The 26509-nt window shown below is 67.0% G+C and carries 31 protein-coding genes; 24 read left to right on the top strand and 7 right to left on the bottom strand.

Annotation, left to right across the window (positions count from 1 at the left end):
* Entirely contained in the window at window positions 1–1404 is a 1404-nt protein-coding gene (locus MXC11_RS04950) for an adenylate/guanylate cyclase domain-containing protein (protein ID WP_250006081.1), read from the bottom strand.
* A 243-nt stretch (window positions 1405–1647) separates the two neighbouring features.
* On the opposite strand from MXC11_RS04950, the gene MXC11_RS04945 reads away from it, so the two are divergent.
* Window positions 1648–2019 carry a YkgJ family cysteine cluster protein gene (locus MXC11_RS04945; RefSeq protein WP_250006078.1) on the top strand — a complete coding sequence of 124 codons (372 nt, stop codon included), beginning with the start codon at window positions 1648–1650 and terminating at the stop codon, window positions 2017–2019.
* Window positions 2020–2091: 72 nt separating this feature from the next.
* Complete coding sequence (locus tag MXC11_RS04940; RefSeq protein WP_250006075.1) at window positions 2092–2649, top strand: NAD(P)H nitroreductase; 558 nt, start codon at window positions 2092–2094, stop codon at window positions 2647–2649.
* On the opposite strand, the gene MXC11_RS04935 is transcribed toward MXC11_RS04940, so the two are convergent.
* The 4 genes from MXC11_RS04935 to MXC11_RS04920 all read right to left on the bottom strand — a co-directional run bounded on the left by MXC11_RS04935 (window position 2633) and on the right by MXC11_RS04920 (window position 5616).
* On the bottom strand, window positions 2633–3961 hold the full coding sequence (locus MXC11_RS04935; RefSeq protein ID WP_250006074.1) for a sensor histidine kinase: 1329 nt from the start codon (window positions 3959–3961) through the stop codon (window positions 2633–2635). The two genes, MXC11_RS04940 and MXC11_RS04935, sit on opposite strands and share 17 nt — an antisense overlap.
* A 71-nt stretch (window positions 3962–4032) precedes the next feature.
* Window positions 4033–4497, bottom strand: coding sequence for an LTXXQ domain protein (locus MXC11_RS04930; protein ID WP_250006072.1), 465 nt, complete (start codon window positions 4495–4497; stop codon window positions 4033–4035).
* Between the two features lie 107 nt (window positions 4498–4604).
* A complete protein-coding gene (locus MXC11_RS04925; protein WP_250006070.1) occupies window positions 4605–5294 on the bottom strand; it encodes a response regulator transcription factor in 690 nt (229 codons plus the stop codon).
* Window positions 5295–5316: 22 nt separating this feature from the next.
* The gene (locus MXC11_RS04920) at window positions 5317–5616 is read right to left on the bottom strand and encodes a YciI family protein (protein ID WP_250006068.1); all 300 of its coding nucleotides are present in this window, start codon (window positions 5614–5616) and stop codon (window positions 5317–5319) included.
* Between the two features lie 107 nt (window positions 5617–5723).
* Between MXC11_RS04920 and MXC11_RS04915 the strand changes: the two genes are divergently transcribed.
* The 14 genes from MXC11_RS04915 to MXC11_RS04850 all read left to right on the top strand — a co-directional run bounded on the left by MXC11_RS04915 (window position 5724) and on the right by MXC11_RS04850 (window position 17962).
* Entirely contained in the window at window positions 5724–6590 is an 867-nt protein-coding gene (locus MXC11_RS04915; RefSeq protein WP_250006065.1) for a PHP domain-containing protein, read from the top strand.
* 14 nt (window positions 6591–6604) lie between these two features.
* Window positions 6605–7231, top strand: a complete 627-nt coding sequence (locus tag MXC11_RS04910) for an L-threonylcarbamoyladenylate synthase (protein WP_250006063.1) — start codon at window positions 6605–6607, stop codon at window positions 7229–7231.
* A 138-nt stretch (window positions 7232–7369) separates the two neighbouring features.
* Entirely contained in the window at window positions 7370–8101 is a 732-nt protein-coding gene (locus MXC11_RS04905; RefSeq protein WP_250006235.1) for a segregation and condensation protein A, read from the top strand.
* The gene (scpB, locus tag MXC11_RS04900; protein WP_250006061.1) at window positions 8088–8855 is read left to right on the top strand and encodes an SMC-Scp complex subunit ScpB; all 768 of its coding nucleotides are present in this window, start codon (window positions 8088–8090) and stop codon (window positions 8853–8855) included. Before MXC11_RS04905 ends, scpB begins: the two co-directional genes overlap by 14 nt.
* A 125-nt stretch (window positions 8856–8980) precedes the next feature.
* Complete coding sequence (rluB, locus tag MXC11_RS04895) at window positions 8981–10105, top strand: 23S rRNA pseudouridine(2605) synthase RluB (protein WP_250006059.1); 1125 nt, start codon at window positions 8981–8983, stop codon at window positions 10103–10105.
* 62 nt (window positions 10106–10167) lie between these two features.
* Window positions 10168–10779: an OmpA family protein gene (locus MXC11_RS04890; RefSeq protein ID WP_250006057.1), complete on the top strand. Its 612-nt coding sequence runs from the start codon at window positions 10168–10170 to the stop codon at window positions 10777–10779.
* Window positions 10780–10820: 41 nt separating this feature from the next.
* A complete protein-coding gene (pdxH, locus tag MXC11_RS04885; protein WP_250006055.1) occupies window positions 10821–11468 on the top strand; it encodes a pyridoxamine 5'-phosphate oxidase in 648 nt (215 codons plus the stop codon).
* Between the two features lie 50 nt (window positions 11469–11518).
* Window positions 11519–11980 carry an outer membrane lipoprotein gene (locus tag MXC11_RS04880; protein WP_250006053.1) on the top strand — a complete coding sequence of 154 codons (462 nt, stop codon included), beginning with the start codon at window positions 11519–11521 and terminating at the stop codon, window positions 11978–11980.
* Window positions 11981–12229: 249 nt separating this feature from the next.
* Window positions 12230–15028 carry a monovalent cation/H+ antiporter subunit A gene (locus MXC11_RS04875; protein ID WP_250006051.1) on the top strand — a complete coding sequence of 933 codons (2799 nt, stop codon included), beginning with the start codon at window positions 12230–12232 and terminating at the stop codon, window positions 15026–15028.
* Complete coding sequence (locus MXC11_RS04870) at window positions 15028–15357, top strand: Na+/H+ antiporter subunit C (protein ID WP_250006049.1); 330 nt, start codon at window positions 15028–15030, stop codon at window positions 15355–15357. Before MXC11_RS04875 ends, MXC11_RS04870 begins: the two co-directional genes overlap by 1 nt.
* Window positions 15354–16862 carry a monovalent cation/H+ antiporter subunit D gene (locus tag MXC11_RS04865; RefSeq protein WP_250006046.1) on the top strand — a complete coding sequence of 503 codons (1509 nt, stop codon included), beginning with the start codon at window positions 15354–15356 and terminating at the stop codon, window positions 16860–16862. Before MXC11_RS04870 ends, MXC11_RS04865 begins: the two co-directional genes overlap by 4 nt.
* On the top strand, window positions 16862–17362 hold the full coding sequence (locus MXC11_RS04860) for a Na+/H+ antiporter subunit E (protein ID WP_250006044.1): 501 nt from the start codon (window positions 16862–16864) through the stop codon (window positions 17360–17362). The genes MXC11_RS04865 and MXC11_RS04860 overlap by 1 nt, the downstream gene beginning before the upstream one ends.
* Window positions 17347–17616, top strand: coding sequence for a K+/H+ antiporter subunit F (locus MXC11_RS04855; RefSeq protein WP_250006043.1), 270 nt, complete (start codon window positions 17347–17349; stop codon window positions 17614–17616). The genes MXC11_RS04860 and MXC11_RS04855 overlap by 16 nt, the downstream gene beginning before the upstream one ends.
* 10 nt (window positions 17617–17626) lie before the next feature.
* The gene (locus MXC11_RS04850; RefSeq protein ID WP_250006041.1) at window positions 17627–17962 is read left to right on the top strand and encodes a Na+/H+ antiporter subunit G; all 336 of its coding nucleotides are present in this window, start codon (window positions 17627–17629) and stop codon (window positions 17960–17962) included.
* A 33-nt stretch (window positions 17963–17995) separates the two neighbouring features.
* Here the strand turns inward: MXC11_RS04850 and gap are convergent, their stop codons facing one another.
* Complete coding sequence (gene gap / locus MXC11_RS04845; protein WP_250006039.1) at window positions 17996–19003, bottom strand: type I glyceraldehyde-3-phosphate dehydrogenase; 1008 nt, start codon at window positions 19001–19003, stop codon at window positions 17996–17998.
* A gap of 63 nt (window positions 19004–19066) precedes the next feature.
* Window positions 19067–19720: a COG3650 family protein gene (locus MXC11_RS04840; protein ID WP_250006037.1), complete on the bottom strand. Its 654-nt coding sequence runs from the start codon at window positions 19718–19720 to the stop codon at window positions 19067–19069.
* A gap of 171 nt (window positions 19721–19891) precedes the next feature.
* On the opposite strand from MXC11_RS04840, the gene ihfB reads away from it, so the two are divergent.
* The 8 genes from ihfB to ispF all read left to right on the top strand — a co-directional run bounded on the left by ihfB (window position 19892) and on the right by ispF (window position 26506).
* Window positions 19892–20176 carry an integration host factor subunit beta gene (ihfB, locus tag MXC11_RS04835; protein ID WP_250006035.1) on the top strand — a complete coding sequence of 95 codons (285 nt, stop codon included), beginning with the start codon at window positions 19892–19894 and terminating at the stop codon, window positions 20174–20176.
* Window positions 20177–20207: 31 nt separating this feature from the next.
* The gene (locus MXC11_RS04830; RefSeq protein ID WP_250006033.1) at window positions 20208–20525 is read left to right on the top strand and encodes a lipopolysaccharide assembly protein LapA domain-containing protein; all 318 of its coding nucleotides are present in this window, start codon (window positions 20208–20210) and stop codon (window positions 20523–20525) included.
* A 54-nt stretch (window positions 20526–20579) separates the two neighbouring features.
* Entirely contained in the window at window positions 20580–21122 is a 543-nt protein-coding gene (locus MXC11_RS04825) for a YaeQ family protein (protein WP_250006032.1), read from the top strand.
* A gap of 3 nt (window positions 21123–21125) precedes the next feature.
* A complete protein-coding gene (recJ, locus tag MXC11_RS04820; RefSeq protein ID WP_250006029.1) occupies window positions 21126–22841 on the top strand; it encodes a single-stranded-DNA-specific exonuclease RecJ in 1716 nt (571 codons plus the stop codon).
* Window positions 22842–22914: 73 nt separating this feature from the next.
* Entirely contained in the window at window positions 22915–24021 is a 1107-nt protein-coding gene (locus tag MXC11_RS04815) for an NADH:flavin oxidoreductase/NADH oxidase (RefSeq protein ID WP_250006027.1), read from the top strand.
* A 70-nt stretch (window positions 24022–24091) separates the two neighbouring features.
* On the top strand, window positions 24092–24787 hold the full coding sequence (locus MXC11_RS04810; protein WP_250006025.1) for a tellurite resistance TerB family protein: 696 nt from the start codon (window positions 24092–24094) through the stop codon (window positions 24785–24787).
* Between the two features lie 119 nt (window positions 24788–24906).
* On the top strand, window positions 24907–26019 hold the full coding sequence (locus MXC11_RS04805; protein ID WP_250006023.1) for an S-(hydroxymethyl)glutathione dehydrogenase/class III alcohol dehydrogenase: 1113 nt from the start codon (window positions 24907–24909) through the stop codon (window positions 26017–26019).
* A gap of 13 nt (window positions 26020–26032) precedes the next feature.
* On the top strand, window positions 26033–26506 hold the full coding sequence (gene ispF / locus MXC11_RS04800) for a 2-C-methyl-D-erythritol 2,4-cyclodiphosphate synthase (protein ID WP_250006021.1): 474 nt from the start codon (window positions 26033–26035) through the stop codon (window positions 26504–26506).
* Window positions 26507–26509: the final 3 nt, after the last annotated feature.

Genomic DNA, 26509 nt, shown 5'->3' with positions numbered 1-26509 from the left:
TCAGCAGCCGCCCAGCTGGTTGCGCAGGCGGTTGGCGGCCTGCTGCAGGGCATGGATGACCCGTTCGCGCTCGGCATCAGGCAGGGTGTCGATGTCCAGGTACATGGAAAAACCGGTGCGCTCGAACTCCAGATAGCGCGAGGCCACGCCCAGCTCACTGCGCAGATCCATCACCTGATAGACGCGCATGGGCCGGCTGAAGCCCTTGAAGGTCTGCATGCCGCGCTCACTGCAGATCACCACATCGCGCACATGGGCGAAGGTTTCGTGGGAGATGAGGATCTCGCCGGACTCGGCCGCGCTCTCCAGCCGGCTGGCCAGGTTCACCTCGCTGCCGATGATCGTGTAGTCCATACGCGTTTCGGTGCCGAAATTGCCGACCGTGCAGTAGCCGGTATTGATGCCCATGCGGATTTCCATCGGGTTGAGGATGCCCTGGGCGCGCCATTGCTGACGCAGTACCTTCATGTGCTTGCGCATGGCGATCGCCATGGTCACGGCGGCGATCGCATCGCTGCGCGGCCCGCGCGAGGAGGGGTCGCCGAAGAAGATCATCACGCTGTCGCCGATGAACTTGTCGATGGTGCCACCGTATTTGAGGGCAATCTTCGACATGTCGTCCAGATAGGTGTTGAGCATGTCGGTGAGGGTTTCCGCCTCCAGCTCCTCGGACAATTCGCTGAAACCGCGAATGTCGGAGAAGAACACCGTGAGCTTCTTGCGCTGGGTCTCAAGGCGCGCACTTTTTTCCCCGTTGAAGATCGACTGCCAGACCTGCGGGGCCAGATAGCGGGCGAGGTTGGCGGCCCGCTCGGCGGACTGGTGGCGCTCCTGGTCGAGGATGGCCTGGGTCGCGGCCAGGCGCTGGGTCTGGCGATGGCTGAAATACGCGCCCAGCACAAAATAGACAGAGGCCACCAGCAGGCCGGTGAGGTTGACGGGCCAGGGGCTGTCCAGCTGGATGGAGATGCCGAGCAGGTGCGCGGCGAAAAAGGCCACGGCGAACAGGCTGCTCAGGCTCAGCAGCCCTAGGCGCGCACCGCCGATCAGCAGCGCTCCCTGTAGCAGCACCGCAATCATCAACAGGCTCGGCACCAGTGCATACTCCAGCAGCACCAGCGCCACCCCGACATTGAGGGCATCGCCCTGCAGCAGGACGGTGCGGGCCAGCGCATGCTGCGCGACCGGGGTCAGGCGACTCAGGGTATGGCTGAGGTAGGGGTAGCAGAGGGCATACAGGGCCAGCCACAGCAGAGAGGCCGCAAAATGGCCGACATACACACCCGCCAGGATGGCTGACAGCGTCACCAGGTAGCCCAGGGCGCGAGCCTGCTGTTCGTGGCGGGACAGGGGCGCAGCCCTGCGCAGGGAGTCCAGTAGGGCCTGGCCGGATAGCACTGGCATGGAGGGTCTCGACGGGTTCGTCCTGAACCGCAGCATCGGGGGGATACTGCGTGCTGGTGGATATTACCGGTGCCGAACGCTCGCACGCCAGCGCAGGGTTTCAGGGCTGCGTGGTGCCGGCTTGAGCGGCGCTGCACCGGCTGTAAAAAAATCTCTGACACCCCCCTGTTCAGGGCAATTTTGCGCTGGCTAGAATCGCGCCTCCCGCCGGCGTCCGCCGGTATCTTCTGCGGTATTGCACCGATGCCCGACAACAATCCCTGCCTGACGTGCGGCGCCTGCTGCGCGCACTTTCGTGTGTCTTTTTACTGGGGCGAATGCCAGTCTGCCGGCGGTCTGGTGCCGGATGAGCTGGTCGAGCAGATCAGCCCCCATCACGCTGCCATGCGCGGCACCACGCAAAAGCCCGCCCGCTGTGTCGGCCTGCTGGGTGAGGTGGGGTGCGGGGTGCGCTGCACCGTTTATGAGCAGCGCTCCTCAGCCTGTCGCGAGTTTGAAGCGTCCTGGGAGTTGGGTGAGCACAATCCGCGTTGTGATGCGGCCCGTGCGGCCCACGGTCTGCCACCTTTGACCCCGCCCCAGCAGCCGGATCTGTCGCCGGAGCGTGCGGCCTGACCTAGTGGCCTGCTGCAGACGGCCCGTTGCTGTGGGTAAGATGCGGGCCTGATCCTTCTGCCGGAGTTCGCCATGCAAGCCCTCGATGCCCTGCTCAACCGTGTTTCCGTTCCGCGCCTGGCCGAGCCTGCGCCAACGCCTGCACAGCGTGAGCAGCTGTTCCGCGCCGCCTTGCGGGCCCCTGATCACGGCCAGCTGCGCCCCTGGCGTTTTCTGACCATCGAGGGCGCGGCCCGCGAGCAGCTGGGCGAGCTGTTTGCCCGCGTCCAGCAGCAGCGCCATCCCGAGGCCTCGGCGGAGCTGCTGGCCAAGGCGCGGGCCATGCCGCTGCGCGCGCCGCTCTTGATCACGGTGATTGCCCGCTTGCAGGCAGGACACAAGGTGCCGGAGTCCGAGCAGTTGCTGGCGGCCGGTTGTGCGGCGCACGCCATCTTGCTGGCGGCCCACGCCCAAGGGATCGGCGCGGTCTGGCGCAGCGGCGAGCTGTCCCATGACCCGGCCGTGCGCGACGGGCTGGGCCTGAGCGCCGACGAGCGTATTGTCGGCTTTCTCTATCTGGGCACTCCGCAGGGCGAGCGGCGCACCCCGCCGGTGCTGGCGGTGGAGGACTTCGTCAGTCGCTGGCCGTAGTAACGGGCAGCTGCAGGGTGGCGACAAAGCCACCTTCGGGATGATTGGCCAGCTGTAGCTGGCCGCCGTGGCGCTGCGCGGCGCGCCGGGCGATGGCCAGCCCCAGGCCATGCCCGCTGCTGCTCTGGCCGGGCGCGCGGAAAAACGGCTCACCCAAGCGTGACAGGTGTTCGCTGGCTACCCCCGGGCCATGATCGCGCACGCGGATCGCCAGCTGCGCGCCATGACATTCGGCGCTGACCTCTAACGGCTGGCCGGGCGGATTGAAGCGCAGCGCATTGCGCAGCAGATTATCCAGCGCACGCTCCAGCAGCGGCGGCCAGCCCTGCAGGCTCAGCTCATCTGTCACCGAAAGCGCGATGTGCTGCTGCGGCGCCAGCAGGCGCGCGTCCTCGCAGAGCTTGTGGAGCAGCGCTGCCAGCGCGATGTGCTCGCGGGGCCGGGTTTCACTATCGACCCGCGCCAGGGTGAGAATTTCACTGATCAACCCCTCAAGGCGGTCGCACTCCTGCGCAAGACGCGGCCACAGCCGCGCGCGCTCCTCGGCGCCCGCGCGCTCGGCCAGTGCCAGGGCGATGCGCAGACGCGCCAGCGGCGAGCGCAGCTCGTGGGAGACATCGTGCAGCAGCTGGCGCTGGCTGGTGATCAGCCCTTGTAGGCGTGCGCCCATGCGGTTGAAGTCGCAGGCCAGCGTGCCCAGTTCATCGCGCCGGGTGGCCAGTCGGGCCAGGCTGTCCTGCTGATAGCTGGTCTGGCCCAGATCATGTACGGCGCGGCGCAAGCGCCCGAGCGGCCCGGTGATCGAGAAAGTCAGCAGCAGGCTGCACAGGGTCAGCACTACCAGCGCAATGCCCAGCGCGCTGGCCGGCCACAGCAGGCTGTCGCGCTGCCAGCTGGCCAGCTCGCTCAGGGGGATACGGTAGATGAACAGATAGGTCTCTGCGCTGCCCGGGCCCTGGTACTCTTCGGTCAGGCGCCGCCAGGGCAGGCGCTCCTGATGCCGGGCGCGGGCCTCAAAGGCGGCAGCACGCGCGGGGAAGGTGCCGCGCACCAGCGGCTCGCCCAGCTCATCCAGAACCTGCACGTTGATGCGCCAGCGCTGGCGATGCTGCTCCAGATACTGCTGCCCGGCGAGCGCGCCCTGGGTTTCGAAGCGCTCACTCCACTCACGGGCCAGCGTCTTGAGTCCCGGATGGCGCGCGAGGATCCAGTCATCCTGCTTGAGGGCATGCCCCAGCAGCAGGGACAGCCCGGCAACCACCGCGATGGCCAGCCAGAAGGTGGCGAAGATGCGCCAGAACAGCGAACGCATGGCAGAACTCCCGGGCAGAAAAAAGCCACCGGCCCCCTCACAAGAAGGGGCCGGCGGCGGATGGTGTGAACTTACTGAGCCTTCTGTGCGCGCTCAGCCTTCCAGGCCTCGAACTCGGCACGCTCGGCGCGGCGCGCTTCACGCTGCTTTTGCAGCTCGTCGTAGCGCTGGCGCTGCTCGTCGGTCAGCGTGTCGCGGAGCGTTTTCTGCTGGGCATCGCGGTTGGCCTGCAGGTCCTTTTCCATCGCTGCCTGATCAGCGGCGGAGAGCTTGTTCAGGTAGCGCTGGACGATGGCGTGATGCTCCTTCATCTGCGTGCGCTGGGCTTCACGCAGGGTCTGGCGCTGCTCGTGGGTCAGGTCCAGACCGTGCAGGCTGTGACCGGCGGCGTGGCCGTAATGGCCGTGATGGCCTTGGTGGTAGCCCTTGCCGCCCATCGGGCAGTCTTCGGGGTGGCCGGCGCCTTTACCGGGGCCGGCAAAGGCCAAGGTCGGCAGAGCGGCGGCGATCAGCAGGGCGGTCAGAGTCTTGCGCATGGGGGCTTTCCTTTCAGGTGATCGGCGGGTGGCCGGATGAGTACAGTCTAGGACGCGCAAGGTCAGCGGTGGTCATGCGGCGGTAAAGGATGGGTAAAGATGCGGCCTCAGGGCGCGTAGTAATAACCGCGGCCCCGGCTGGCCATGATCCGCGAGCGGCCGTCGGCGTGGGCGCCAAGCTTCTTGCGCAGGTTGCTGATGTGCATGTCCAGGCTGCGGTCATAAAGGGTCAGCTTGCGGCCCAGCGCCAGCTGAGCCAGGGTCTGCTTGTCCAGCGGCTCACCCGGCTGGGCGAGCAGCGCTTCCAGAAGACGACTTTCCGAGAGGGTCAGGGGAATTTCCTGCGTGCCGATCAGCGCCACGCCACGGCTGGGGCTGTAGGCCAGATCGCCCTGCTCGAGCAGGGCGCTGGTGGCAGCCGCGTGCCCCGCCGGCTGCGTGCGGCGCAACACGGCCCGCAGCCGGGCGGTCAGCTCGCGAGGATCGCAGGGCTTGGCCAGGTAGTCATCGGCGCCGAGCTCAAGGCCGAGGATGCGATCCAGCGGCTCGCCACGCGCCGAAAGCATCAGTACCGGTAGCTCCGGGTGGCGGGTGCGCAGCTGTTTGAGGAGTTCCAGACCGCTGCCATCGGGGAGCATCACATCCAGCACGACGGCTTCCGGGGCATGCGCGGCCAGCGCCTGCAGGGCGCTCGCGCCATCATGGCAGGCGCGCACCGTGAAGCCTTCCGGGGTCAGCCAGGCGCTCAATAGCTCCGTGAGCTCGCGATCGTCGTCGATCAGCAGCAGGTCATGCATGGGAGGCTCGACGCTCGAGGGCTCAGGGCAGCACCTGGCGGAAGGGTTTGACCTCCACGCGGGCATACACGCCGGCCGCCTTGTAAGGATCGGCGGCGGCCCAGGCTTCGGCCTCGGCCAGCGAGTCGAACTCGGCAACGATCAGGCTGCCACTGAAACCTGCCGGACCCGGATCCGGGCTGTCGATGGCCGGATGCGGCCCCGCCAGTACCAAGCGGCCGGCATCGCGCAGGGCATGCAGACGCTCCAGATGCGCCGGGCGTGCGGCCAGGCGGGCCTCGAGCGAATGAGCAACATCGGTACCGAAAATGGCGTAGAGCATGGGCAGGACTCCGGGCAAGGGCGAGCGGGGGGAATTTTGCCGGCGGTGCGCCATCTGCAGTATCACCGGCGCATAATAGTAAACCTCGATTGATGGAACCGACCACCATGCTTGCCGACCTGCACTGCCACAGTACCGCCTCGGACGGTCTGCTCACGCCTGCCGAGCTGGTGGCGCGCGCGCAGGCACAGGGGGTCGGGCTGCTGGCGCTGACCGATCACGACACCCTGGATGGCCTGCCGGCCGCGCACGCTGCCGCCCGTGAGGCTGGGCTGCGGCTGGTCGATGGGGTCGAGCTGTCCTGCCTGTGGGGTGGGGCGACCATTCATGTGCTGGGCTATGCCTTCGACCGCGAGGCGCCGGCGCTGCGTGAGGCGCTGGCGGCCCTGCACCACGGGCGCTGGGCGCGCGCCGAGGAAATCGGCCAGCGTCTGGAGGCCAAGGGTATGCCCGGCTGCTTTGCCGGGGCCTGTGCGGTGCAGGCCGAGCGCGGCGAGGCGGGGCATCCGCCATCGCGGCCGCACTTTGCCGAATACATGGTGCGCGCCGGTCACGTGAAGGATCATGGTCAGGCCTTCCAGCGCTGGCTGGGGGCGGGCAAGCTCGGCGACATCAAGCAGCACTGGCCGGATCTGCCCAGCACCGTGCAGACCCTGCGTGCCGCGGGGGCCTGGATCAGCCTGGCCCACCCGTGCCACTACGATTTCACGCGCAGCAAGCGGCGCCGCCTGGTCAGCGAGTTTGTCGCCGCCGGCGGTCACGCCCTTGAAGTATCCAACGGCCCGCAGGTGGACAGTCAGGTCGGCATGCTGGCGATCCTCGCCCGCGAATTTGGCCTGCTGGCCAGCGCCGGCAGTGACTTTCACGGGCCGCGCCCCTGGTCGGAGCTGGGTCAGTACCGCGGCCTGCCGGCCGATCTGCCCGCGCTGGCGGACTGCCTGCAACAGAGCCTGCGCCCGCCGCTTCACGCCTGAGACAAGGAATCACCATGAGCCAGTTCTTCCAGATCCACGCGGAAAATCCGCAGCTGCGCCTGATCAAGCAGGCGGTTGAAATCATCCGCCAGGGCGGCGTGGTGATCTATCCCACCGACTCCTCCTACGCCATCGGCTGCCAGCTGAGCGACAAGGCGGCCCTTGAGCGCATCCGTCACTTGCGCCGCCTGGACGACAAGCACAACTTCACGCTGATGTGCAGCGATCTGTCGCAATTGGGCGAGTACGCCAAGGTCGATACCAGTGCCTTCCGCCTGCTCAAGGCCCACACGCCCGGCCCCTACACCTTCATCCTCGACGCGACCCGCGAGGTGCCGCGCATGCTGCTGCACCCCAAGCGCCGCACCATCGGCCTGCGTGTGCCGGCCAACCCGATTGCCCAGGCGCTGCTGGCCGAGCTGGGTGAGCCGCTGATGAGTGTGACGCTGATCCTGCCGGGCGATGCCGAGGCGATGAGCGACCCCTACGAGATCCGCGATCGCCTGCAGAAGCTGGTCGATCTGATCATCGACGGCGGCTGGTGCGGCACCGAGCCTTCCACGGTGATCAGCCTGGTTGGCGGTGATCCCGAGGTGCTGCGCGAGGGCTGCGGTGATCCCGCGCCGTTTCGTGCCGAGTGAGTGGACTGGCTGCCGGTGAGCGAGCGATCTGACATGCGCGATGCGCCGGAGGCGCTGCCGGCCATGCTGCCCTTGGCGCGGGTCTATGGACGCGAGGTCAGCGAGCTGCCGCAGGATCTGTACATCCCGCCCGATGCGCTGGAAGTGTTTCTCGAGGCCTTCGAGGGGCCGCTGGATCTGCTGCTCTACCTGATTCGCAAGCAGAACATCGACATCCTCGACATCCCGGTGGCCGACATCACCCGCCAGTACATGGGCTATGTCGAGCTGATGAAGGCGGTGCGCCTGGAGCTGGCCGCCGAGTACCTGGTGATGGCGGCGATGCTGGCCGAGATCAAGTCGCGGATGCTGCTGCCGCGCCCGGAAAGCAGCCCGGCCGAGGAGGAGGATCCGCGCGCCGAGCTGATCCGCCGCCTGCAGGAGTACGAGCGTTTTCGTCAGGCCGCCGAGGAGCTGGATGACCTGCCGCGGGTCGGCCGCGAGCTGCACGTGGCGCAGCTCAGCGCCGCCGAAGCCCGGCCGCGTACCCGGTTGCCCGAGGTCGGGCTGGATGAGCTGCTGATGGCGATGGCCGATGTGCTGCGTCGCGCCGAGCTGTTCGAGCATCACCAGGTCAGTCGTGAGCTGCTGTCGGTGCGCGAGCGGATGAGCGAGGTGCTGGCGCATCTGCAGGCGGGTGGTTTCGTCGCCTTTGTCAGCCTGTTTCGCGCCGAGGAGGGGCGTCTGGGGGTGGTGGTGACCTTCATGGCGATTCTTGAGCTGATCAAGGAGCGTCTGCTGGAGCTGGTCCAGAACGAGCCCTTTGCGGCGATTCATGTGCGCCTGCGTGGTGCGGAAGCGGTTGTTGAGGTGAGTGATGACGCCGAGTGATCCCCGTCAGCTGGCCCCGGTGCTGGAGGCGATTCTGCTGGCTGCCGGCCGGCCGTTGAGTCTGGCCGCGCTGGGTGAGCTGTTTGATGACGCCGAGCGGCCCAGCGCCCAGCAGCTGCGTGAGGCGCTGGGGGTGCTGGGCGGTTCCTGCCTTGGGCGCGGCTGTGAGCTGGTCGAGGTGGCTTCGGGCTATCGCCTGCAGGTGCGGGCGCGCTTTGCGCCGTGGGTCAGCCGCCTGTGGGAGGAGCGCCCGGCGCGCTACTCGCGGGCGCTGCTGGAGACCCTGGCGCTGATTGCCTATCGCCAGCCGGTCACCCGTGGCGAGATCGAGGAGGTGCGTGGCGTGGCGGTCAACAGCAACATCATCCGCACCCTGCAGGAGCGCGACTGGATCCGTGTGGTCGGGCACCGCGAGGTGCCGGGTCGCCCGGCGCTGCTGGCCACCACCCGCCAGTTTCTCGATGACTTCAACCTCAAGAGCCTGGAGGAGCTGCCGCCGCTCTCGGCGCTGCGTGAGCTGGAGCCGCGCGGCCCGCTTTCTGATGAGGACGATGATCGCCCAGTGCCCGCGGCGCTACAGGCGCGGGCTGATCTGGCGCTGGCCGAGTCCGCGGAGCGCGAGCCGCCAGCCCCCGAGGCCCCCGAGGCGCCAAGCTTTCGCAGCCTGCTGGCCGAGCTGGATGCCATGGAGCAGGGGCTCAAGAGCGATTTCGACGACCTGCTGCCGGATGAGCCGCCGCCTGAGGCGCCCTGATACCGCAGAGCGCCCCGGCGTGCGTGCCCCTGTGGTTGCGCGTATCATCGGCGGTCCCGGTTCCAGGAACCGGATCACGAATTTTTGCACGACTTGCATCCGGTCACACCGGGAGGTGCCCCACCATGAATGAAATCCTGTCCCCTGAAGAGCACAGCGAGCCGCGTCCCGCTGGCGAAAAGCTGCAGAAAGTCCTGGCCCGCATGGGCGTAGGTTCGCGCCGCGATGTCGAGGCCTGGATCAGCCAGGGCCGGGTCAAGGTCAACGGCAGTGATGCCACCCTTGGCCAGCGGGTGATGCCAGGCGATGCCATTGCCCTCGATGGACGCCTGCTGCGCCGTGAGGACGATCAGGTGGTGCGCCGCGTGCTGATCTATAACAAGCCCGAAGGCGAGGTCTGCACCCGCTCTGATCCGGAAGGTCGTCCGACCGTGTTCGACCGTCTGCCGCGTGCCAAGAGCGGGCGCTGGATCAACATCGGTCGTCTGGACATCAACACCACCGGCCTGCTGCTGTTCACCACCGACGGTGAACTGGCCAACCGCCTGATGCACCCCTCCTATGAGATGGACCGCGAGTACGCGGTGCGGGTGCGTGGCGAGGTGACCGAGGAGATGATCGACAACCTCAAGAACGGCGTGATGCTTGAGGATGGTCCTGCCAAGTTCACCGACATTCAGGAAGCCCCGCAAGGCGATGGCTTCAACCACTGGTTCCACTGCGTGGTGATGGAAGGCCGCAACCGCGAGGTGCGCCGCCTGTGGGAATCCCAGGGGCTGGTGGTCAGCCGTCTGAAGCGTGTGCGCTTTGGCCCGGTGTTCCTGACCGCGGATCTGTCTGTGGGGCGCTGGCGCGAGATGAGTCAGAGCGAGGTGGATATTCTCGCCGCCGAAGTGGGGCTGCGGCCGCTGGCGCTGCCGGACATGAAGGGCAAGGCCCGCGAGAAGCTGGCGCGCATGCAGCGCAAATCCGGTGCGCCGCTGGAGTCTGGGCGGGGCGGGCGCGCTGAGCGCAGTGAGCGCGGTGAGCGGGCAGGCCGCTCCGGGCGCGACGAGGGCCGGGGGCGTCCGGTCGCCACGCCGCTGGCCGAGCGTCCGGCTGACGTGCGCGGCAAGCGCCCTGGCAAGCCGCGCGAGGAGCGCAGCGAGCCGAACCTGACCGAGCGTTCGCCCCGCAAGCCGGCCACTGGCGCCGCGCGCCGGCCCAAGCCGAGCGGTGAAGGCCAGCGCCCGGGCTTTCGTCGGCGCTGAAATCAGCGGGCGGGCCGCAAGCAGCCCGCCCCTCACTGGATGGCGTATACGGGAAGAAGATCATGATGTCCGTGTTGAAACCGAGCATTCTGCTGCTGTGTGCCGTGCTGTCGGGCTGCGCCTTGTCGGGTGACAAGGCGCGTGAGGTCAGTCAAAAGAAGGCGCCCGCCACCTCGAAGACGCTGGCCAAGGCCCCGGCGGTCGACAAGGCCTGGCTGGACGCTGCCGAGCAGCGCGTGCGCAAGGCCCTGACCGGCAGTGCCTTCAGTGTTGAACGGCGCGGCGAGGCGCTGGCGATCATTGCCCCGGCGGATCGCGCCTTCAATCCGGATCGTCCCGCGATGCTGCTGCCGGTCTCGCTACGCCCGCTCACCCAGGTCGCCAAGCTGGCGGCCGCCGATCCTGAGAGCGCCGTGCTGATCGTCGGGCACGCCGACAGCCGGGGCGATGCCGCGGCCAATCGCCTGTTGAGCCTTGAGCGGGCCCGCTCGATGGCGGCAATCTTCCGCCTGAGCGGTCTGCCGGGCGAGCGTCTGGTGATGCGCGGGGCTGGGGCGGACCAGCCGCGTGCCAGTAACGCGAATGCCGCCGGCCGGGCGCAGAATCGCCGGGTCGAGCTGCTGCTGACCATGCGCAGCGGCCTGCCGACCCTGCTCGCCCAGCAGCAGCGCTGAGGCCTGCCGGGCTTTCGATCCCTCGTAAAAGGAGTTGAGTGATGAATCAGTCACTGGCCGACATGCGTCGCGACTATACCCGTGACGGGCTGAGTGAGGCCCAGGCGCCGGCCGAGCCGTTCGCCCTGTTCCATCAGTGGTTTGCCGAGGCGGTGGCCACCGAGCAGCCGCCGGTAGAAGCCAACGCGATGATGCTGGCGACGGTCGATGCGGGCGGGCAGCCGCACTGCCGGGTCCTGCTGCTCAAGGCGCTGGATGCTCGCGGCTTTACCTTCTTCACCAACTACGACAGTGACAAGGGCTGCCAGCTGCAGGCCAATCCAGCCGCCGCGATGACCTTTTTCTGGCCGGGACTTGAGCGTCAGGTGCGGATCGAGGGCCGGGTGGAGCGGGTGACGCCGGTGGAGTCGGATGCCTACTTCCAGGTGCGCCCGCTGGGCAGTCGCCTAGGCGCCTGGGCTTCACCGCAGAGCCGGGTGATTGCCGATCGCGCGGCGCTGGAGCAGCTGCTTGAGCAGACTCGCCAGCGCTTCATGGACAGCGCGCCGCATTGCCCCGAGCACTGGGGCGGCTACCGCCTGGTGCCGGAGCGCATCGAATTCTGGCAGGGCCGGCCGAGCCGCCTGCACGATCGTCTCGACTACCGTCTGCAGGACGGCCACTGGCAGCGCCAGCGTCTGGCACCCTGATCGCGACCGTCTACAGTGGTCTTGTGATCCGCTAACTTGAGGAAATGACCATGCGCAAGACAGCCCTGTTCTCCACGCTCGCCATCGCCCTGCTGGGGGTGACCGGGTGTGCCTCGACCCTCGACGGGCAGACCTACTCCCGCGAGGAGGCCCGTCAGGTGCAAACGGTGCGTACCGGCACCATCGTGTCGCTGCGCCCGGTACAGATCGAGGGCACCAAGACCCCGATCGGTGGCGGTGCGGGGGCCATCGTCGGCGGAATCGGTGGCAGCACCATCGGCGGCGGGCGCGGCAGTGCCGTGGCTGCGGTGATCGGTGCCGTGGCCGGTGGCCTGCTGGGTGCGGCAGCCGAGGAGGGGATGACCCGCACGCAAGGCGTAGAAATCACCGTGCGTGAGGACGATGGGGTGATGCGCGCCTATGTGCAGGAAGTCAGCCCCAACCAGATCTTCCGGGTTGGTGAGCGGGTGCGCATCCTGACCGTCAACGGCACCAGCCGCGTCGCCCATTAAGGCATCAGGCTATCGATTCTGCTCCATCGGGGTGGGTCGATAGCCTTTTTCATTAAAACCTTTGCAAAGATTTAATCGCATCCCGGTGCAGCCTCTGGTTATATGCTGCGCATCGTTTCAGTCGTGATGGCCTGAATCGGCAGCTTTGTACGCGCCGTATTCGGGGTCAGGCATGAATCTTGTAAGGCTGCAGATGACAGCCACAGCCGCTTCCACCACGGGCGGCGAAGACGACTCAAGGGGATTTCAATGACGCTTGCGCTGCTGATTGCGCTACCGCTGCTGGGTACGCTGCTGCCGCTTGTGACCGAGCGTTACGGCCGCTCGCTATGCGCTGCCGCCACCGCACTGGCGCCGCTGATCGGTCTGGGTCTGCTGCTCGGCGAGCGCAGCCGGGTATTTGGCGGCGAGGTGCTGCGGCTCAAATGGGAGTGGCTGCCAAGCCTTGGACTGAATTTCAGCCTGCGTCTGGACGGGCTGGCCTTCCTGTTTGCCCTGCTGATCCTCGGCATCGGCCTTCTGGTCATCCTCTACGCCCGCTATTACCTGAGCAAACAGGAAGCAGCGGGGCGTTTTTATGCCTTCCTGCTGCTGTTCATGGGCGCCATGCTTGGTGTGGTGCTGTCGGAAAACCTGCTGCTGATGATGGTGTTCTGGGAGCTGACCAGCCTGTCATCCTTCCTGTTGATCGGCTTCTGGGGGCATCGCTCGGATGCGCGGCGTGGCGCGCGCATGGCGCTGACCGTGACCGGCGCGGGTGGCCTGGCGCTGCTCGCCGGGGTGCTGCTGCTGGGGCATCTGGTCGGCAGTTTCGAGCTGTCCGAGGTATTGGCCGCCGGACACTTCATTCGCAATCATGAGCTATATCCGCTGGTGCTCTGCCTGATTCTGCTGGGCGTATTCACCAAGTCGGCGCAGTTCCCTTTCCATTTCTGGCTGCCCCACGCGATGGCGGCACCGACTCCAGTGTCGGCTTATCTGCACTCGGCGACCATGGTCAAGGCCGGGGTGTTCCTGCTGGCGCGGCTGTACCCGGTGCTGTCCGGCTCGGACTGGTGGTTCTACATCGTCAGCCTGGCCGGCCTGGCGACCCTGCTGGTTGGCGCGCTGATGGCGCTGTTCCAGCATGACCTCAAGGGCCTGCTGGCCTTCTCGACCATCAGCCACCTTGGCCTGATCACCCTGCTGTTCGGCCTCGACACCCCGCTGGCAGCGGTGGCAGCGATCTTCCACATCATCAACCACGCGACCTTCAAGGCTTCCCTGTTCATGGCCGCGGGGATCATCGATCACGAGACCGGCAGCCGCGACATGCGACGAATCAACGGCATGTGGAAGTACATGCCGCATACCGCGGCGTTGGCGATGGTCGCCTCCTCGGCGATGGCCGGGGTGCCGCTACTCAATGGCTTTCTCAGCAAGGAGATGTTCTTCGGCGAGACCCTGGCCTTCGAGCACCACCTGCTGGGCAGCTTCTACTGGCTGATCCCGGCCGCGGCGACCCTGGCGGCGGTGTTCTCCGTGGCCTACTCGCTGCGCTTCATTCATGACGTGTTCTTTAACGGTGAGCCGGTCAACCTGCCCAAGTATCCGCCCCATGAGCCGCCGCGCTACATGAAGGTGCCGGTGGAGATTCTGGTCTTCCTCTGCGTACTGGTCGGCGTACTGCCGGGCCTGAGCGTGGCCGGACTGCTGCACGCCGCGGCCACCGCTACCCTCGGGGCAACGCCGCCGGTCTACAGCCTGTCGATCTGGCATGGCTTCAACCTGCCGCTGCTGATGAGCGTGATCGCCCTGCTGGGCGGCATCCTGGTCTACGCCTGCCGGCGTCCGCTGTTCCACTGGTATGCAGGGCTGCCGGACATGGACGCCAAGGCCGTGTTCGAGATGGCGGTGCGCCAGGTGGTTGCGCTGGCGGTGCGCCTCACCAGCGCCCTGGAGAACGGCTCGTTGCAGCGCTATCTGGCGCTGATGCTGATCGCCGCGCTGGTCGCAGTGGTGGTGGGGATCTGGGATCTGCCCACCCTGGCCGGTACCGTGGCGCAGACCCCGCCTGATCTGGTCACGGCGCTGGGGCTGGTGCTGCTGTGCGTGATGGCGCTGCTGAGTGTGGCCCTGCATCGTCAGCGCTTGGTGGCACTGGTGATGCTCAGCGTGGTCGGTCTGCTGGTTTCACTGGCGTTCGTGCGCTTCTCGGCACCGGATCTGGCCCTCACTCAGCTGTCGGTGGAGGTGGTCACGGTGATCCTCCTGATGCTGGCGCTGTATTTCCTGCCGGCGCAGACGCCGTCCGAAACCAGCAGCCTGCGCAGCTTGCGTGACTTTGTACTGGCGCTGGCCGGAGGCGGGGTGATGGCCCTGCTGACCTTTGCCGTGCTGACCCGTCCGTACCACAGCATTGCCGGCTTCTTCCTCGACAACAGCGTACCGGGCGGTGGCGGAACCAACGTGGTCAACGTGATCCTCGTCGATTTCCGCGGCTTCGATACCCTGGGCGAGATCAGCGTACTGGCGCTGGCGGGGCTGGGGATCTTTGCCCTGCTGCAGGGCATGCGCCTGCCGACGCCGACCGAGGATCCGCTGGGTCGCCCCTGGGCGCGCGATGGGCATTCGCTGATACTGGCCATGCTGTCGCGGGTGCTGCTGCCGCTGGCCCTGCTGGTGTCGGTGTTCATCTTCCTGCGCGGGCACAACCTGCCGGGCGGCGGCTTCATTGCCGGGCTGATCACCGCGGTGGCGCTGATCCTGCAGTACATCGCCAGCGGGGCGAGCTGGATCCATGCGCGTCTGCCGCTGGACTATCGCAGCATGGCGGGGGCGGGGGTGCTGATCGCCGGTCTTACCGGGCTGGGCAGCTGGGCCTTTGGCTATCCGTTCCTGACCTCTTCGTTCGGTCATTTTCACCTGCCGCTGGTGGGCGAGTTCGAGCTGGCGACGGCCATGTTGTTCGATCTGGGCGTCTACCTGACGGTGGTCGGTTCGACCCTGCTGATCCTGGCCAACCTGGGTCGGCTGACCCGCCACGATGACGCCAAGGAGCTGCACTGATGGAGCTGCTATTTGCCCTGACGCTGGGCATTCTCACTGCCTGCGGGATCTACCTGCTGCTGCGCGCGCGCACCTTCCCGGTGGTGATGGGACTGACGCTGATTTCCTACGCGGTCAACCTGTTCCTGCTGGCCATGGGCCGTCTGTCCAGCGGGATTCCGGCCATCATCGGTCAGAGCGAGCGTTACACCGACCCGCTGCCCCAGGCGCTGGTACTCACCGCCATCGTCATCAGCTTTGCCATGACCGCCTTTGTGGTGGTGCTGGCACTGCGTAGCCTGGCGGAGCTGCGCACCGATCACGTGGACGGTCAGGAGCGCAAGCGATGAATCACCTGCTGATCCTGCCGATCCTGCTGCCAATGTTCGTTGGCAGCCTGCTGCTGGTGAGCGGCCGCTGGCTGAGCGAGGGCATGCAGCGCACCCTGGCGCTGCTGGCGACCCTGGCGCTGTTGCCGCTGGCGCTGTGGCTGGTGGCCGAAGCCCATCTGGGTCTGTTGCAGGTGTATGCGCTGGGCAACTGGGTGGCGCCGTTTGGCATCGTGCTGGTGCTCGATCGCCTCAGTGCGCTGATGCTGCTGGTCACCGCGCTGCTCGCGGTGCTGGCGCTGGGCTATGCGGTGCGCGGCGATGACGCCCGCGGGCCGGGCTTCCATGCGCTGTTCCAGTTCCAGCTGATGGGCATCAACGGGGCGTTCCTGACCGGTGATCTGTTCAACCTGTTCGTGTTCTTCGAGATCCTGCTGATCGCCTCCTACGCCTTGCTGCTGCATGGCGGCGGGGCCGAGCGGGTGCGGGCCGGGCTGCATTATGTGCTGCTCAACCTGCTGGGCTCGTCGCTGTTCCTGATTGCCCTCGGGCCGATCTATGGCATCGCCGGTACCCTGAACATGGCGGATCTGGCCCGTGAAGTGGCCAACGCCAGCTACGATCAGGCACCACTGCTGGGCGCCGCCGGTCTGCTGCTGCTGCTGGTGTTCGGCCTCAAGGCTGCGATCCTGCCGCTGTATTTCTGGCTGCCGCGCGCCTATGCCGCGGCCACGGCGCCGGTGGCGGCGCTGTTTGCGATCATGACCAAGGTGGGGGTCTACGCGATCCTGCGGGTCTCTACTATGGTGTTTGGCATTGAGGCGGGCCTTCTGACCGAGCTGCTCGAGCCGTGGCTGTGGCCGCTGTCGCTCCTGACCCTGCTGCTGGGGGTGATCGGCGCGCTGGCGGCGAGCAGCCTGCACCTGCTGCTGGCGTACCTGGTGATCGTCTCGGTGGGCACCCTGCTGGCTGGCGTGGCGCTGGGCAATTCGCAGGCGCTGGTTGCGACGCTCTATTACCTGATGCACAGCACCTGGGTCACGGCCGGGATGTTCCTGCTGGCTGATCTGATTGCCCGCCAGCGCGGCGGCAAGGGCACTCGCCTGGAGGCCGGGCCGGCGTTGCTGCAGCCGCAGCTGCTGGGTGGGCTGTTCTTTATTGGTGCGATCGGCATGGCGGGCCTGCCGCCTCTGTCGGGCTTCTTCGCCAAGCTGCTGCTGCTGGATGCCGCGGCGGGCAGCCGTGAGGCGCTGTGGCTGTGGCCGGTGCTGCTGTTGGGCAGCCTCGGCAGTCTGGTGGCGCTGAGCCGGGCGGGCAGTGTGCTGTTCTGGCGGGCCGGGCGAGTGATGATGGGCTCGGCCGAGCGTGATCACGGTCGCCTGCTGGCCTGCGCGGCGCTGCTGGCCCTCAGTCCGCTGCTGGTCGTGGTGGCTCAGCCGCTGAGCGGCTATCTGGAAGCCACCGCCGAGCAGTTGCGAGCCGTCGAGCTGTATCAGCAGCACATCCTGCCGGGAGGGCCGCGCTGATGAGATCCCGTCTGCTTCCTTATCCGCTGCTCAGTCTGTTCCTGCTGCTGGTCTGGCTGCTGCTGGTCAATGACTTCAGCCCCGGGCACTGGTTGCTGGGCGCCTTTCTCGGCTGGGGCATCGCCTGGCTGGTGCGTCCCTTCTGGCCGGCGACGCCGGCGCTGCGCAGCCCGCGGCGACTGCTGGGCTTTGTGGCGCTGGTGCTGGGTGACATCGTGGTGGCCAATTTTCAGGTGGCGCGGCGGATTCTCGGCCCACGTTTTGCACTGCGCCCGGCCTTCGTCGAGGTGCCGATGGATCTGGATGACCAGATGCTGCTCACTGTACTGGCCTGCGTGGTCAGCCTGACGCCCGGCACGGTGTCGGCCGATCTCTCGGCGGATCATCGCACTCTGCTGGTGCATGGTCTGGATGTCGATGACGAGGCGGCGCTGATTCAGTCGATCAAACAGCGTTACGAGGCACCGCTCAAGGAGATCTTTGCATGCTCGACCAGGTGATTCCGCTGTGCATGGGCCTGCTCGGCCTGTCGATGCTGCTGACCACCCTGCGCCTGATCAAGGGGCCGGATCTGCCCGACCGCATCCTGGCGCTGGATACCCTGTACATCCTGTCGCTGGCGCTGTTGGTGCTGTTCGGCCTGTGGCTCGGCTCGTCGCTGTTCTTTGAGGCGGCGCTGCTGATTGCGGTCATGGGCTTTGTCGGGACCGTGGCGGTCTGCAAGTACCTGCTGCGCGGCGACATCATCGAATGAGGAGGCTGTGATGCTTGCACCCTGGATCGAGGCGCTGGTGGCCTTTCTCCTGCTGACCGGCAGCCTGTTTGCGCTGATCGGCTCGATTGGCCTGTACCGTCTGCCGGACTTCTATACCCGCCTGCACGGCCCGACCAAGGCCACCACGCTCGGGGTGGGTAGCATGGCGCTGGCCTCGCTGATTCACTTCAGTTACCGCGACGGCGCCCTCAGCGTGCATGAACTGCTGCTGACCCTGTTCCTGTTCATCACCGCACCGGTCAGTGCGCAGATGCTGGCCCGCGCGGCCATGCAGCTCAAGCTGCGCCTGCACCGCAATACCCGCGGGCGGCCCTGGGAGCAGTGAGCTGCCGACCGCGCGGGCGCGGTCGGCAACACGTCAGCCCTGGCAGGACTGCCAGTAGAGGGCCACATCGAGCATGCGCTCGGAGAACGCCCATTCGTTGTCGTACCAGGCCAGTACCTTGACCAGCTCGCCCTGCACGCGGGTCTGGGTCAGATCGACGATGCAGGACGCCGGATCCCCGGTGAAGTCACTGGAAACCAGCGGCAGGCTGTTGCAGCTCATCACCCCGGCGGGCATCTGCGCGCTGGCGGCCTCCAAGGCGGCATTGATCTGCTCGCGGCTGGTCGGGCGCTCGGCGGTGAAGGTCAGATCGAGCAGGGAGACGGTGGGTGTCGGCACGCGCACCGCCAGACCGTCCAGACGCCCTTCAAGGGCAGGCAGCACCAGACCGATGGTCTTGGCCGCGCCGGTGCTGGTCGGGATGATCGACAGCGCCGCCGCACGCGCCCGGTACAGGTCCTTGTGGTTCTGGTCGAGCAGGTTCTGATCGTTGGTGTAGGCGTGCACGGTGTTGATCAGCCCCTGACGGATGCCGACGCTCTCGTGCAGGGCCTTGGCCAGCGGGGCCAGGCAGTTGGTGGTGCAGGAGCCGTTGGAGACGATGCGCTGCGCGGCGCCCAGCTGCTGATGATTGACGCCATAGACCACGGTCAGATCAGCACTTTCCAGCGGGTGGCTGAGCAGCACGCGCACGGCCCCGGCCGCCAGATGCTGTTCGGCCTGCTCGTGCTTCTTGAACTTGCCGCTGCACTCCAGTACCAGATCGACGCCCAGCTCAGCCCACGGCAGGCGCTGCGGATCCGGCTCCTGCAACAGGCGCACGCGCTGCCCACCGACCTGCAGGTACTCGCCATCCAGACGCACTTCGCCCGGGAAGCGCCCGAAAGTCGAGTCGAAACGGGTGAGGTGGGCGAGGGTGGCGTGGCTGCCCAGATCGTTGATGGCTACGATCTGGATGCGCTCGCTGAGCCCTTTCTGGAACAGGGCGCGCACGATCGCCCGCCCGATGCGTCCGTAACCGTTGATGGCAATGCGCAGCATGGCCGTTCTCCTGTGTGATGATTTGATCGCAGGATAGCCGGTTGTCCGTGGCGGCGGCGAGTGCTAGTCACGGGCCGCGCCGAAGCTGGCGCAGCCCTGCAGAGGCGGCTGACCATCAATCTGCAAGCGCGCGCGCAGGTGATAGAGCGCGCCGCTCATGCTGTCCTGACACAGGCCCGGGGTCAGCCATAGCTCAAGCTGCTGGCCATCGGCCTCACTGGAGAGGCTGAGACCCCCATCGGGCAACTGCTCCTCCAGATAGGGCAGAGCCATGCGCTCCTCACCCTGACGCTCAAAGACCAGCCCCCGGGCACTAACCTGCACCCACCAGCCGGGCTCGTTGCCCTGGGCGCCGATCAGCCGTGAGGCAAGGCCGCTGTCGGCGCAGCCGTGGCCCTCATATTCCAGGCGATAGAGCGTGCGCAGCTTCAGCGAGGGGATGCCCTCGGCATCGCTGAACAGCGTGCCGCGCACATCGACAAACAGCGGCAGCGGGCTGAGGGCAATTACCTCGGCAATCAGACCCTCGGGATCCGCCGTGCTGTCGATCAGCAGCGGATAGCCGTACTGCTCGCCGCACGGGCGCAGCAGCAGACGCCGGCCATCCGAGAACAGATCACCCTGCAGGCGCTCGCTCGCCGGTTGCTCCGGTGCGGCCAGGCCGGTCAGGGGTAGCGATAGCAGCAACGGCGCGAGCAGATGAAAAACAGGGCGCATGGGATCCTCCGGGGCGAGGACGCCACGGTAAATCGGCGGCCTGTGCCCGGCAAGTGCGAGAGTGCATCCAGAATGTCCCGAAGCTGTCAAGTGTGGCGGGCTAGGCAAATCCTGCCGGGCATGCTAAAACCATCCAGAGTGATCTAGCCGCTTGAAAGCAAAGGGAAAACCATGACCAAGTCGGAATTGATCGAGCGCATCGTGACCCATCAGGGGCAGCTGTCACCTCGCGACGTCGAACTGGCAATCAAGACCATGCTCGAGCAGATGGCCAGTGCGCTGGCCTGCGGCGAGCGGATCGAGATTCGCGGTTTCGGCAGCTTCTCCCTGCACTACCGTGCGCCCCGGGTCGGGCGCAACCCCAAGACCGGCGAGTCGGTCAGTCTGGACGGCAAGTTCGTCCCTCACTTCAAACCCGGCAAGGAGCTGCGCGAGCGCGTCAACGAGTTGTCGTGATGTGTCTGCCGGTCCTTGCGGAGACTTTCTGATGTTGTGGATCAAGCGTGTACTGGCCCTGCTGGCTGTCCTGTCGGTGGCGGCCCTGACACTGGTGTTCGTGCTGGAGAATCAGGGGCTGGCGCGGTTGCAGTTTCTGAGCCTGCAAAGCCCGGAGCTGCCGGTGGCCTTCCTGGTGACGCTGGCGTTTGTCGCCGGCGGCGCCAGTGTGCTGCTGCTCAATCTGTATGTGCAGGCGCGCCTGCGCCTGGCGCTGACGCGCAGCCGCCGCGAGTCGGCGCGTCTGCGTCAGCAACTGGCCGAGCTGGCCGCGGCCAAGGCCAGCGGCGAGGCACCGCCCGCCGCCTGATCCGGCGGATTCCGGTACACTGCGCGGCCTAATCGATCCGTCGCGAGCGCACCCATGGCCCTGCCGTCCACGCCCTATAAAGTCGAACTCAACCTCACCGATCTCGACCGTCATATCTACGAGACCCTGCGCTTCACCGTGGCCCGCCACCCCTCGGAGACTGAGGAGCGTCTGGCGGTGCGGCTGATCGCCTATGCGCTCTGGTATGGCGAGCAGCTGGCCTTTGGGCGCGGGCTGTCGGATGTCGATGAGCCGGCGCTGTGGGAGAAGAGCCTCGATGACCGGGTCCTGCACTGGATCGAGGTCGGCCAGCCGGATGCCGAGCGCATGACCTGGTGCTCGCGGCGCGCCGAGCGGGTCAGTGTGCTGGCCTACGGCAATCTGCGCGTCTGGCAGACTAAGGTTCTGGATAGTGTGCGCTCGCTGAAAAACCTTAATGTGGTGGCTGTGGAGCCGGCCGCGCTGGAAACCCTTGCCCATGATCTGCCGCGCTCGATCAGCTGGAGCGTGATGATCAGTGACGGTGTGCTGTTTGTCACCGATGAGCGCGGCCAGCACGAGGTGCCGCTGGAGTGGCTGCTGGGGGAGCGCGGCTGAGCCATGCACATCATCCCCCGCCCGCTGCCCAGCCCGCTGCCGGATCTGGGCAATCTGCCGCCCTTGCTGACCCGCCTGTATGCCGCCCGTGGCGTGCAATCGGCGGCGGAGCTGGACAAGACGCTGGCCCGGCTGATCCCCTACACGCAGCTCAAGGGCATCGAGGCGGCGGTGGATCTGCTGGAGCAGGCGCTGGCGCAGGGTGAGCGGATCCTGATCGTCGGTGACTTCGATGCCGACGGTGCCACGGCCAGCAGCGTGGCGGTGCTAGGGCTGCGCGCCCTGGGCGCCGCCCACGTCGATTATCTGGTGCCCAACCGCTTTGAGTACGGCTACGGCCTGACCCCTGAGATCGTCGCCGTGGCGCTGGAGCGGCATCCGCAGCTGCTGGTGACGGTCGATAACGGCATTTCCAGCCTGGAAGGGGTCGCGGCGGCTCAGGCGGCCGGGCTCAAGGTGCTGGTCACCGATCACCACCTGCCTGGTGCCGCGCTGCCGGCGGCCGAGGCGATCGTCAATCCCAACCAGCCGGGCTGCCCGTTCCCCAGCAAGTCGCTGGCTGGCGTGGGGGTGATCTTCTATGTGCTGCTGGCGCTGCGCGCTCGGCTGCGCGAGCGGGGCTGGTTCGCCCGGCGGGCGCTGCCGGAGCCGAACCTGGCCGAACTGCTGGATCTGGTGGCGCTGGGCAGTGTGGCCGATGTGGTGCCGCTGGATGCCAACAACCGCATTCTGGTCCATCAGGGGCTGGCGCGGATTCGCGCTGGCCGCGCCCGGCCGGGCCTGCGGGCGCTCTTGGAGGTGGCTGGGCGTGATCATCGGCGCATCACCTCGACCGATCTTGGCTTCATCCTCGGCCCGCGCCTGAACGCCGCCGGGCGACTGGATGACATGAGTCTTGGCATCGAGTGCCTGCTCTGCGAGGACGAGGCCCAAGCGCTGGAGATGGCCCGCCAGCTCGATCAGCTCAACCACGACCGCAAGGCCATCGAGCAGGGCATGCAGCGCGAGGCGCTGGCCCAGCTCAAGGATCTGGATCTGCAGGCACTGCCCTTTGGCCTGTGCTTGTTCGATCCCGACTGGCATCAGGGGGTGATCGGCATCCTCGCCTCGCGGCTCAAGGAGCGCTATCACCGACCGGTCATTGCCTTTGCCGATGCCGGTGACGGGCTGCTCAAGGGTTCGGCGCGCTCGATTCCAGGCTTTCACATCCGCGATGCGCTGGATGCGGTGGCCGCCCGTCACCCGGGGCTGATCAGCAAGTTTGGCGGGCATGCCATGGCGGCCGGGCTGTCGCTGCCGGCGGCCAACTTCAGCGTCTTTACCGAGGCCTTCGATGCCGAGGCGCGCCGCCAGCTGGTCGAGGACGATCTGGCCGGCCGCCTGCTCAGCGACGGTGCGCTGCAGGCCGAGGAGTTCCAGCTTGAGCTGGCCCAGGCGCTGCGTCAGGCCGGGCCCTGGGGGCAGCACTTCCCGGAGCCGCTGTTTCATGGCGTGTTCGAGATCCTCCAGCAGCGCCTGGTCGGCGAGCGCCACCTCAAGCTGCTGCTGCGCGCCGAGGCGGGTGGGCCGGAGCTGGATGCGATCGCCTTCAACATCGACCGTGAGCGCTGGCCCAACCCGAACATCCGCTGGGTCGAGGCGGCCTACAAGCTGGATGTCAACGAATACCGTGGCCGGGAAAGCGTGCAGCTGCTGGTGGCGCATCTGGCGCCGCGCTGAACCCCGACCTTGAACCCTGCCGGCCCGGGAGCACCCTTGGCCCCGGCCCGATCACTGACTTGCGGAGCCTGCCATGATCCAGCTGTTCCAGCCCCTTACCCTGCGTGAGGTGACCCTGCCCAACCGCATCGCGGTCTCGCCGATGTGCCAGTACAGCGCCCGTGACGGGCTGGCCAACGACTGGCATCTGGTGCACCTGGGCAGTCGTGCCAGTGGCGGGGCCGGGCTGATCCTGTTTGAAGCTACCGCGGTCAGCCCTGAGGGGCGTATCAGTCCGCAGTGCCTGGGGCTGTGGAATGATCAGCAGATCGAGCCGCTGCGCCGCATCAACCGCTTTCTCGACAGTCAGGGCGCGGTGCCCGGCATCCAGCTGGCCCACGCCGGGCGCAAGGCCGGCTGCTGGCGTCCGTGGGATGCCCAGCGCGGCTCGGTACCGCTGGAGCAGGGCGGCTGGATCCCGCGGGCGCCCTCGGCGCTGGCCTTTGATGAGCAGCATCACACCCCCGAGGCGATGAGCAGCGCGCAGATCGCCACGCTGATCGGGGACTTTGCCCGCGCCACCGAACGGGCACTGGCCGCCGGTTTTCGGGTCATCGAGCTGCATGCCGCGCACGGCTATCTGCTGCACCAGTTTCTCTCGCCGCTGAGCAACCAGCGCTGCGATGCGTATGGCGGCAGCTTCGAAAATCGCACCCGTCTGCTGCGTGAAGTCACCCAGGCGGTGCGCGCGGTGATGCCCGAGGGCATTCCGCTCCTGGTCCGCCTCTCGGCCACCGACTGGCTGGAAGGCGGTTGGTGTGAGGCAGAGACCGTGGCGATCAGTGCGCAGCTCAAGGATCTGGGCGTGGACCTGATCGATGTCTCCTCCGGCGGGCTGGCGCCGTCAGCGCAGATCCCGGTCGGTCCCGGCTATCAGACCCGCTTTGCCGAGCGGGTGCGCCGCGAGGCCGGCATTGCGACCGGTGCAGTCGGGCTGATCACTGAGCCGGCGCAGGCCGAGCATATCCTGCGTACCGAACAGGCCGATCTGGTGCTGCTGGCCCGCGAGCTGTTGCGCGATCCCAACTGGCCGCTGCACGCCGCCGAGGCGCTCGGCCACTGCATGGCCTGGCCGGCGCAGTATGTGCGGGCGGCGCGGCGCGATACGCCGTTCCGCGAGCTGCTGGTCGAGCTGGACTAAGTGGCCCCCGCGGCTTTGTTGCTGTGCGGGCGCTGCGCGTGCCCGATCCCTTTCTTTGGAGGATGCCTCGATGGATACCCGCTCCCTGCTCGATCAGTTGCTCAAGGCGGCGCCCGGCCTGCTGGGCGGCAATGCCAAACGATCCCACCGCCAGCCGGCAGCGCCAGCTGGTCAGAAAGACGCGCTGGGCGGGCTGCTCTCCAGCGCCGGGGGCGGCGCGCTGGCCGGTGGGCTGGTCAGCCTGCTGCTGGGCAGCAAGAAGGCTCGCCAGTACGGCGGCAAGGCGCTGACTTACGGTGGACTGGCGGCGCTGGGGGTGATGGCCTGGAAGGCCTATGGCAACTGGCAGAAGCAGCAAGGCGCTGTCGCCGCTCAGGAGCCGCAGACCCTCGATCGTCTGCCCGCGCCACTGGTCGAGCAGCACAGCCACGCGATCCTGCGTGCGCTGATTGCCGCCGCCAAGTCCGATGGGCACATCGATGACCGCGAGCGCGAGCTGATCGATGCCGAGGTGGCGCGCCTGCAGGGGGATGCCGCGCTGCTGGCCTGGATCGATGCCGAGCTGCGTCGTCCGCTCGATCCGCGCGAGGTGGCGCAGGCCGCCACTACGCCGGAGCTGGCGGCCGAGATGTTTCTGGCCAGCCTGCTGGTGATCGATGAGCAGAGCTTCATGGAGCGTGCCTATCTGGACGAGCTGGCCCGTCAGCTACGGCTGGACCCGGCCCTGCGTGTGGAGCTGGAGCATCAGGTGCGCGAGGCGTCCTGAATCGCCACGCCGGGTGAGGTGCACGGCAGAGCGGCTGGCGGTGATAGACTGCGCACTTTCCGGCTGCCGCCCCGCGCGGCGGCCTCTCCACTGCCTCACCGCATCGTCAGGAGTTACCCATGATCAAGTCCCGTGCCGCCGTGGCCTTCGCTCCCAATCAGCCGCTTGAAATCGTCGAGGTGGATGTTGCGCCGCCGCAAAAGGGCGAGGTGCTGGTGCGCATCGTCGCTTCCGGCGTGTGCCACACCGATGCCTACACCCTGTCCGGCCAGGACAGCGAGGGCGTATTCCCCTGCATCCTCGGCCACGAGGGCGGCGGCATTGTCGAGGCGGTGGGCGAGGGCGTGACCTCGGTCAAGGTCGGTGATCATGTGATCCCGCTGTATACCGCCGAATGCGGCCAGTGCAAGTTCTGCACCTCCAACAAGACCAACCTGTGCAGCGCGGTGCGCGCCACCCAGGGCAAGGGCCTGATGCCGGACGGCACCAGCCGCTTCAGCTACAACGGCCAGCCGATCTACCACTACATGGGCTGCTCGACCTTCTCCGAGTACACCGTGCTGCCGGAAGTCTCGGTGGCAGTGATTCCCAAGGACGCGCCGCTGGAGAAGGTCTGCCTGCTCGGCTGCGGGGTGACCACCGGCATCGGCGCGGTGCTCAACACCGCCAAGGTCACCGAGGGCTCGACCGTGGCGATCTTTGGTCTGGGTGGTATTGGTCTTGCCGCGATCATCGGCGCGAAGATGGCCAAGGCCAGCCGGATCATCGGCATCGACATCAACCCGGCCAAGGAGTCTGTGGCCCGCGAGCTGGGCCTGACTGACTTCGTTAACCCCAAAGATCACGCTAAGCCGATTCAGGAGGTGATCGTCGAGATGACCGACGGCGGCGTCGACTACAGCTTCGAGTGCATCGGCAACGTGCAGCTGATGCGCGCGGCGCTGGAGTGCTGCCACAAGGGCTGGGGCGAGTCGACCATCATTGGCGTGGCCCCGGCCGGCGCCGAGATCAGCACCCGGCCGTTCCAGCTGGTCACCGGCCGCGTCTGGCGCGGCAGCGCCTTTGGTGGCGTCAAGGGCCGCACGGAGCTGCCGGGTTACGTCGAAAAATCGCAACGCGGCGAGATCCCGTTGGATACCTTCATCACTCACACCATGGGCCTTGAAGACATCAACCAAGCCTTCGAGCTGATGGAAGAAGGCAAGAGCATCCGCAGCGTCATCCACTTCTGAAGGGAGCTTTTCGATGCGTATCGGCCACGGCTATGACGTGCATCGCTTCGGCGAGGGTGAGTTCATCACCCTTGGCGGCGTGCAGATTCCCCACCGCTTCGGGCTGCTCGCCCACTCCGACGGTGACGTACTGCTGCATGCGCTGAGCGATGCCCTGCTCGGCGCCGCAGCGCTTGGCGACATTGGCCGGCACTTCCCGGACAGCGATCCGCAGTTCAAAGGCGCGGACAGCCGCGCCTTGCTGCGTCATGTCGTGGCGCTGGTGCAGGCCAAGGGCTGGCGGGTCGGCAACGTCGATGCCACCCTCATCGCCCAGGCACCGAAGATGGCCCCGCACATCGAGGCGATGTGCGCGCATATCGCCAGCGATCTGCAGGTCGGGCGCGAGGCGGTCAACGTCAAGGCCACCACCACCGAGCGGCTGGGTTTTTGCGGGCGCGAGGAGGGCATCGCCGCACAGGCGGTGGTCCTGCTGGTGGCGGCATGAGCG

The organism is Pseudomonas eutrophicaquae (assembly GCF_023544715.1).
Classification (GTDB): Bacteria; Pseudomonadota; Gammaproteobacteria; order Pseudomonadales; family Pseudomonadaceae; genus Geopseudomonas.
This window is presented reverse-complemented; position numbering and strand designations above follow the sequence as displayed.

Coding starts and splice junctions, on each gene's coding strand:
- MXC11_RS04950 (WP_250006081.1), bottom strand. CDS start 1,404: ATGCCAGTGCTATCCGGCCAGGCCCTACTGGACTCCCTGCGCAGGGCT.
- MXC11_RS04945 (WP_250006078.1), top strand. CDS start 1,648: ATGCCCGACAACAATCCCTGCCTGACGTGCGGCGCCTGCTGCGCGCAC.
- MXC11_RS04940 (WP_250006075.1), top strand. CDS start 2,092: ATGCAAGCCCTCGATGCCCTGCTCAACCGTGTTTCCGTTCCGCGCCTG.
- MXC11_RS04935 (WP_250006074.1), bottom strand. CDS start 3,961: ATGCGTTCGCTGTTCTGGCGCATCTTCGCCACCTTCTGGCTGGCCATC.
- MXC11_RS04930 (WP_250006072.1), bottom strand. CDS start 4,497: ATGCGCAAGACTCTGACCGCCCTGCTGATCGCCGCCGCTCTGCCGACC.
- MXC11_RS04925 (WP_250006070.1), bottom strand. CDS start 5,294: ATGCATGACCTGCTGCTGATCGACGACGATCGCGAGCTCACGGAGCTA.
- MXC11_RS04920 (WP_250006068.1), bottom strand. CDS start 5,616: ATGCTCTACGCCATTTTCGGTACCGATGTTGCTCATTCGCTCGAGGCC.
- MXC11_RS04915 (WP_250006065.1), top strand. CDS start 5,724: ATGCTTGCCGACCTGCACTGCCACAGTACCGCCTCGGACGGTCTGCTC.
- MXC11_RS04910 (WP_250006063.1), top strand. CDS start 6,605: ATGAGCCAGTTCTTCCAGATCCACGCGGAAAATCCGCAGCTGCGCCTG.
- scpB (WP_250006061.1), top strand. CDS start 8,088: ATGACGCCGAGTGATCCCCGTCAGCTGGCCCCGGTGCTGGAGGCGATT.
- rluB (WP_250006059.1), top strand. CDS start 8,981: ATGAATGAAATCCTGTCCCCTGAAGAGCACAGCGAGCCGCGTCCCGCT.
- MXC11_RS04890 (WP_250006057.1), top strand. CDS start 10,168: ATGATGTCCGTGTTGAAACCGAGCATTCTGCTGCTGTGTGCCGTGCTG.
- pdxH (WP_250006055.1), top strand. CDS start 10,821: ATGAATCAGTCACTGGCCGACATGCGTCGCGACTATACCCGTGACGGG.
- MXC11_RS04880 (WP_250006053.1), top strand. CDS start 11,519: ATGCGCAAGACAGCCCTGTTCTCCACGCTCGCCATCGCCCTGCTGGGG.
- MXC11_RS04875 (WP_250006051.1), top strand. CDS start 12,230: ATGACGCTTGCGCTGCTGATTGCGCTACCGCTGCTGGGTACGCTGCTG.
- MXC11_RS04870 (WP_250006049.1), top strand. CDS start 15,028: ATGGAGCTGCTATTTGCCCTGACGCTGGGCATTCTCACTGCCTGCGGG.
- MXC11_RS04865 (WP_250006046.1), top strand. CDS start 15,354: ATGAATCACCTGCTGATCCTGCCGATCCTGCTGCCAATGTTCGTTGGC.
- MXC11_RS04860 (WP_250006044.1), top strand. CDS start 16,862: ATGAGATCCCGTCTGCTTCCTTATCCGCTGCTCAGTCTGTTCCTGCTG.
- MXC11_RS04855 (WP_250006043.1), top strand. CDS start 17,347: ATGCTCGACCAGGTGATTCCGCTGTGCATGGGCCTGCTCGGCCTGTCG.
- MXC11_RS04850 (WP_250006041.1), top strand. CDS start 17,627: ATGCTTGCACCCTGGATCGAGGCGCTGGTGGCCTTTCTCCTGCTGACC.
- gap (WP_250006039.1), bottom strand. CDS start 19,003: ATGCTGCGCATTGCCATCAACGGTTACGGACGCATCGGGCGGGCGATC.
- MXC11_RS04840 (WP_250006037.1), bottom strand. CDS start 19,720: ATGCGCCCTGTTTTTCATCTGCTCGCGCCGTTGCTGCTATCGCTACCC.
- ihfB (WP_250006035.1), top strand. CDS start 19,892: ATGACCAAGTCGGAATTGATCGAGCGCATCGTGACCCATCAGGGGCAG.
- MXC11_RS04830 (WP_250006033.1), top strand. CDS start 20,208: ATGTTGTGGATCAAGCGTGTACTGGCCCTGCTGGCTGTCCTGTCGGTG.
- MXC11_RS04825 (WP_250006032.1), top strand. CDS start 20,580: ATGGCCCTGCCGTCCACGCCCTATAAAGTCGAACTCAACCTCACCGAT.
- recJ (WP_250006029.1), top strand. CDS start 21,126: ATGCACATCATCCCCCGCCCGCTGCCCAGCCCGCTGCCGGATCTGGGC.
- MXC11_RS04815 (WP_250006027.1), top strand. CDS start 22,915: ATGATCCAGCTGTTCCAGCCCCTTACCCTGCGTGAGGTGACCCTGCCC.
- MXC11_RS04810 (WP_250006025.1), top strand. CDS start 24,092: ATGGATACCCGCTCCCTGCTCGATCAGTTGCTCAAGGCGGCGCCCGGC.
- MXC11_RS04805 (WP_250006023.1), top strand. CDS start 24,907: ATGATCAAGTCCCGTGCCGCCGTGGCCTTCGCTCCCAATCAGCCGCTT.
- ispF (WP_250006021.1), top strand. CDS start 26,033: ATGCGTATCGGCCACGGCTATGACGTGCATCGCTTCGGCGAGGGTGAG.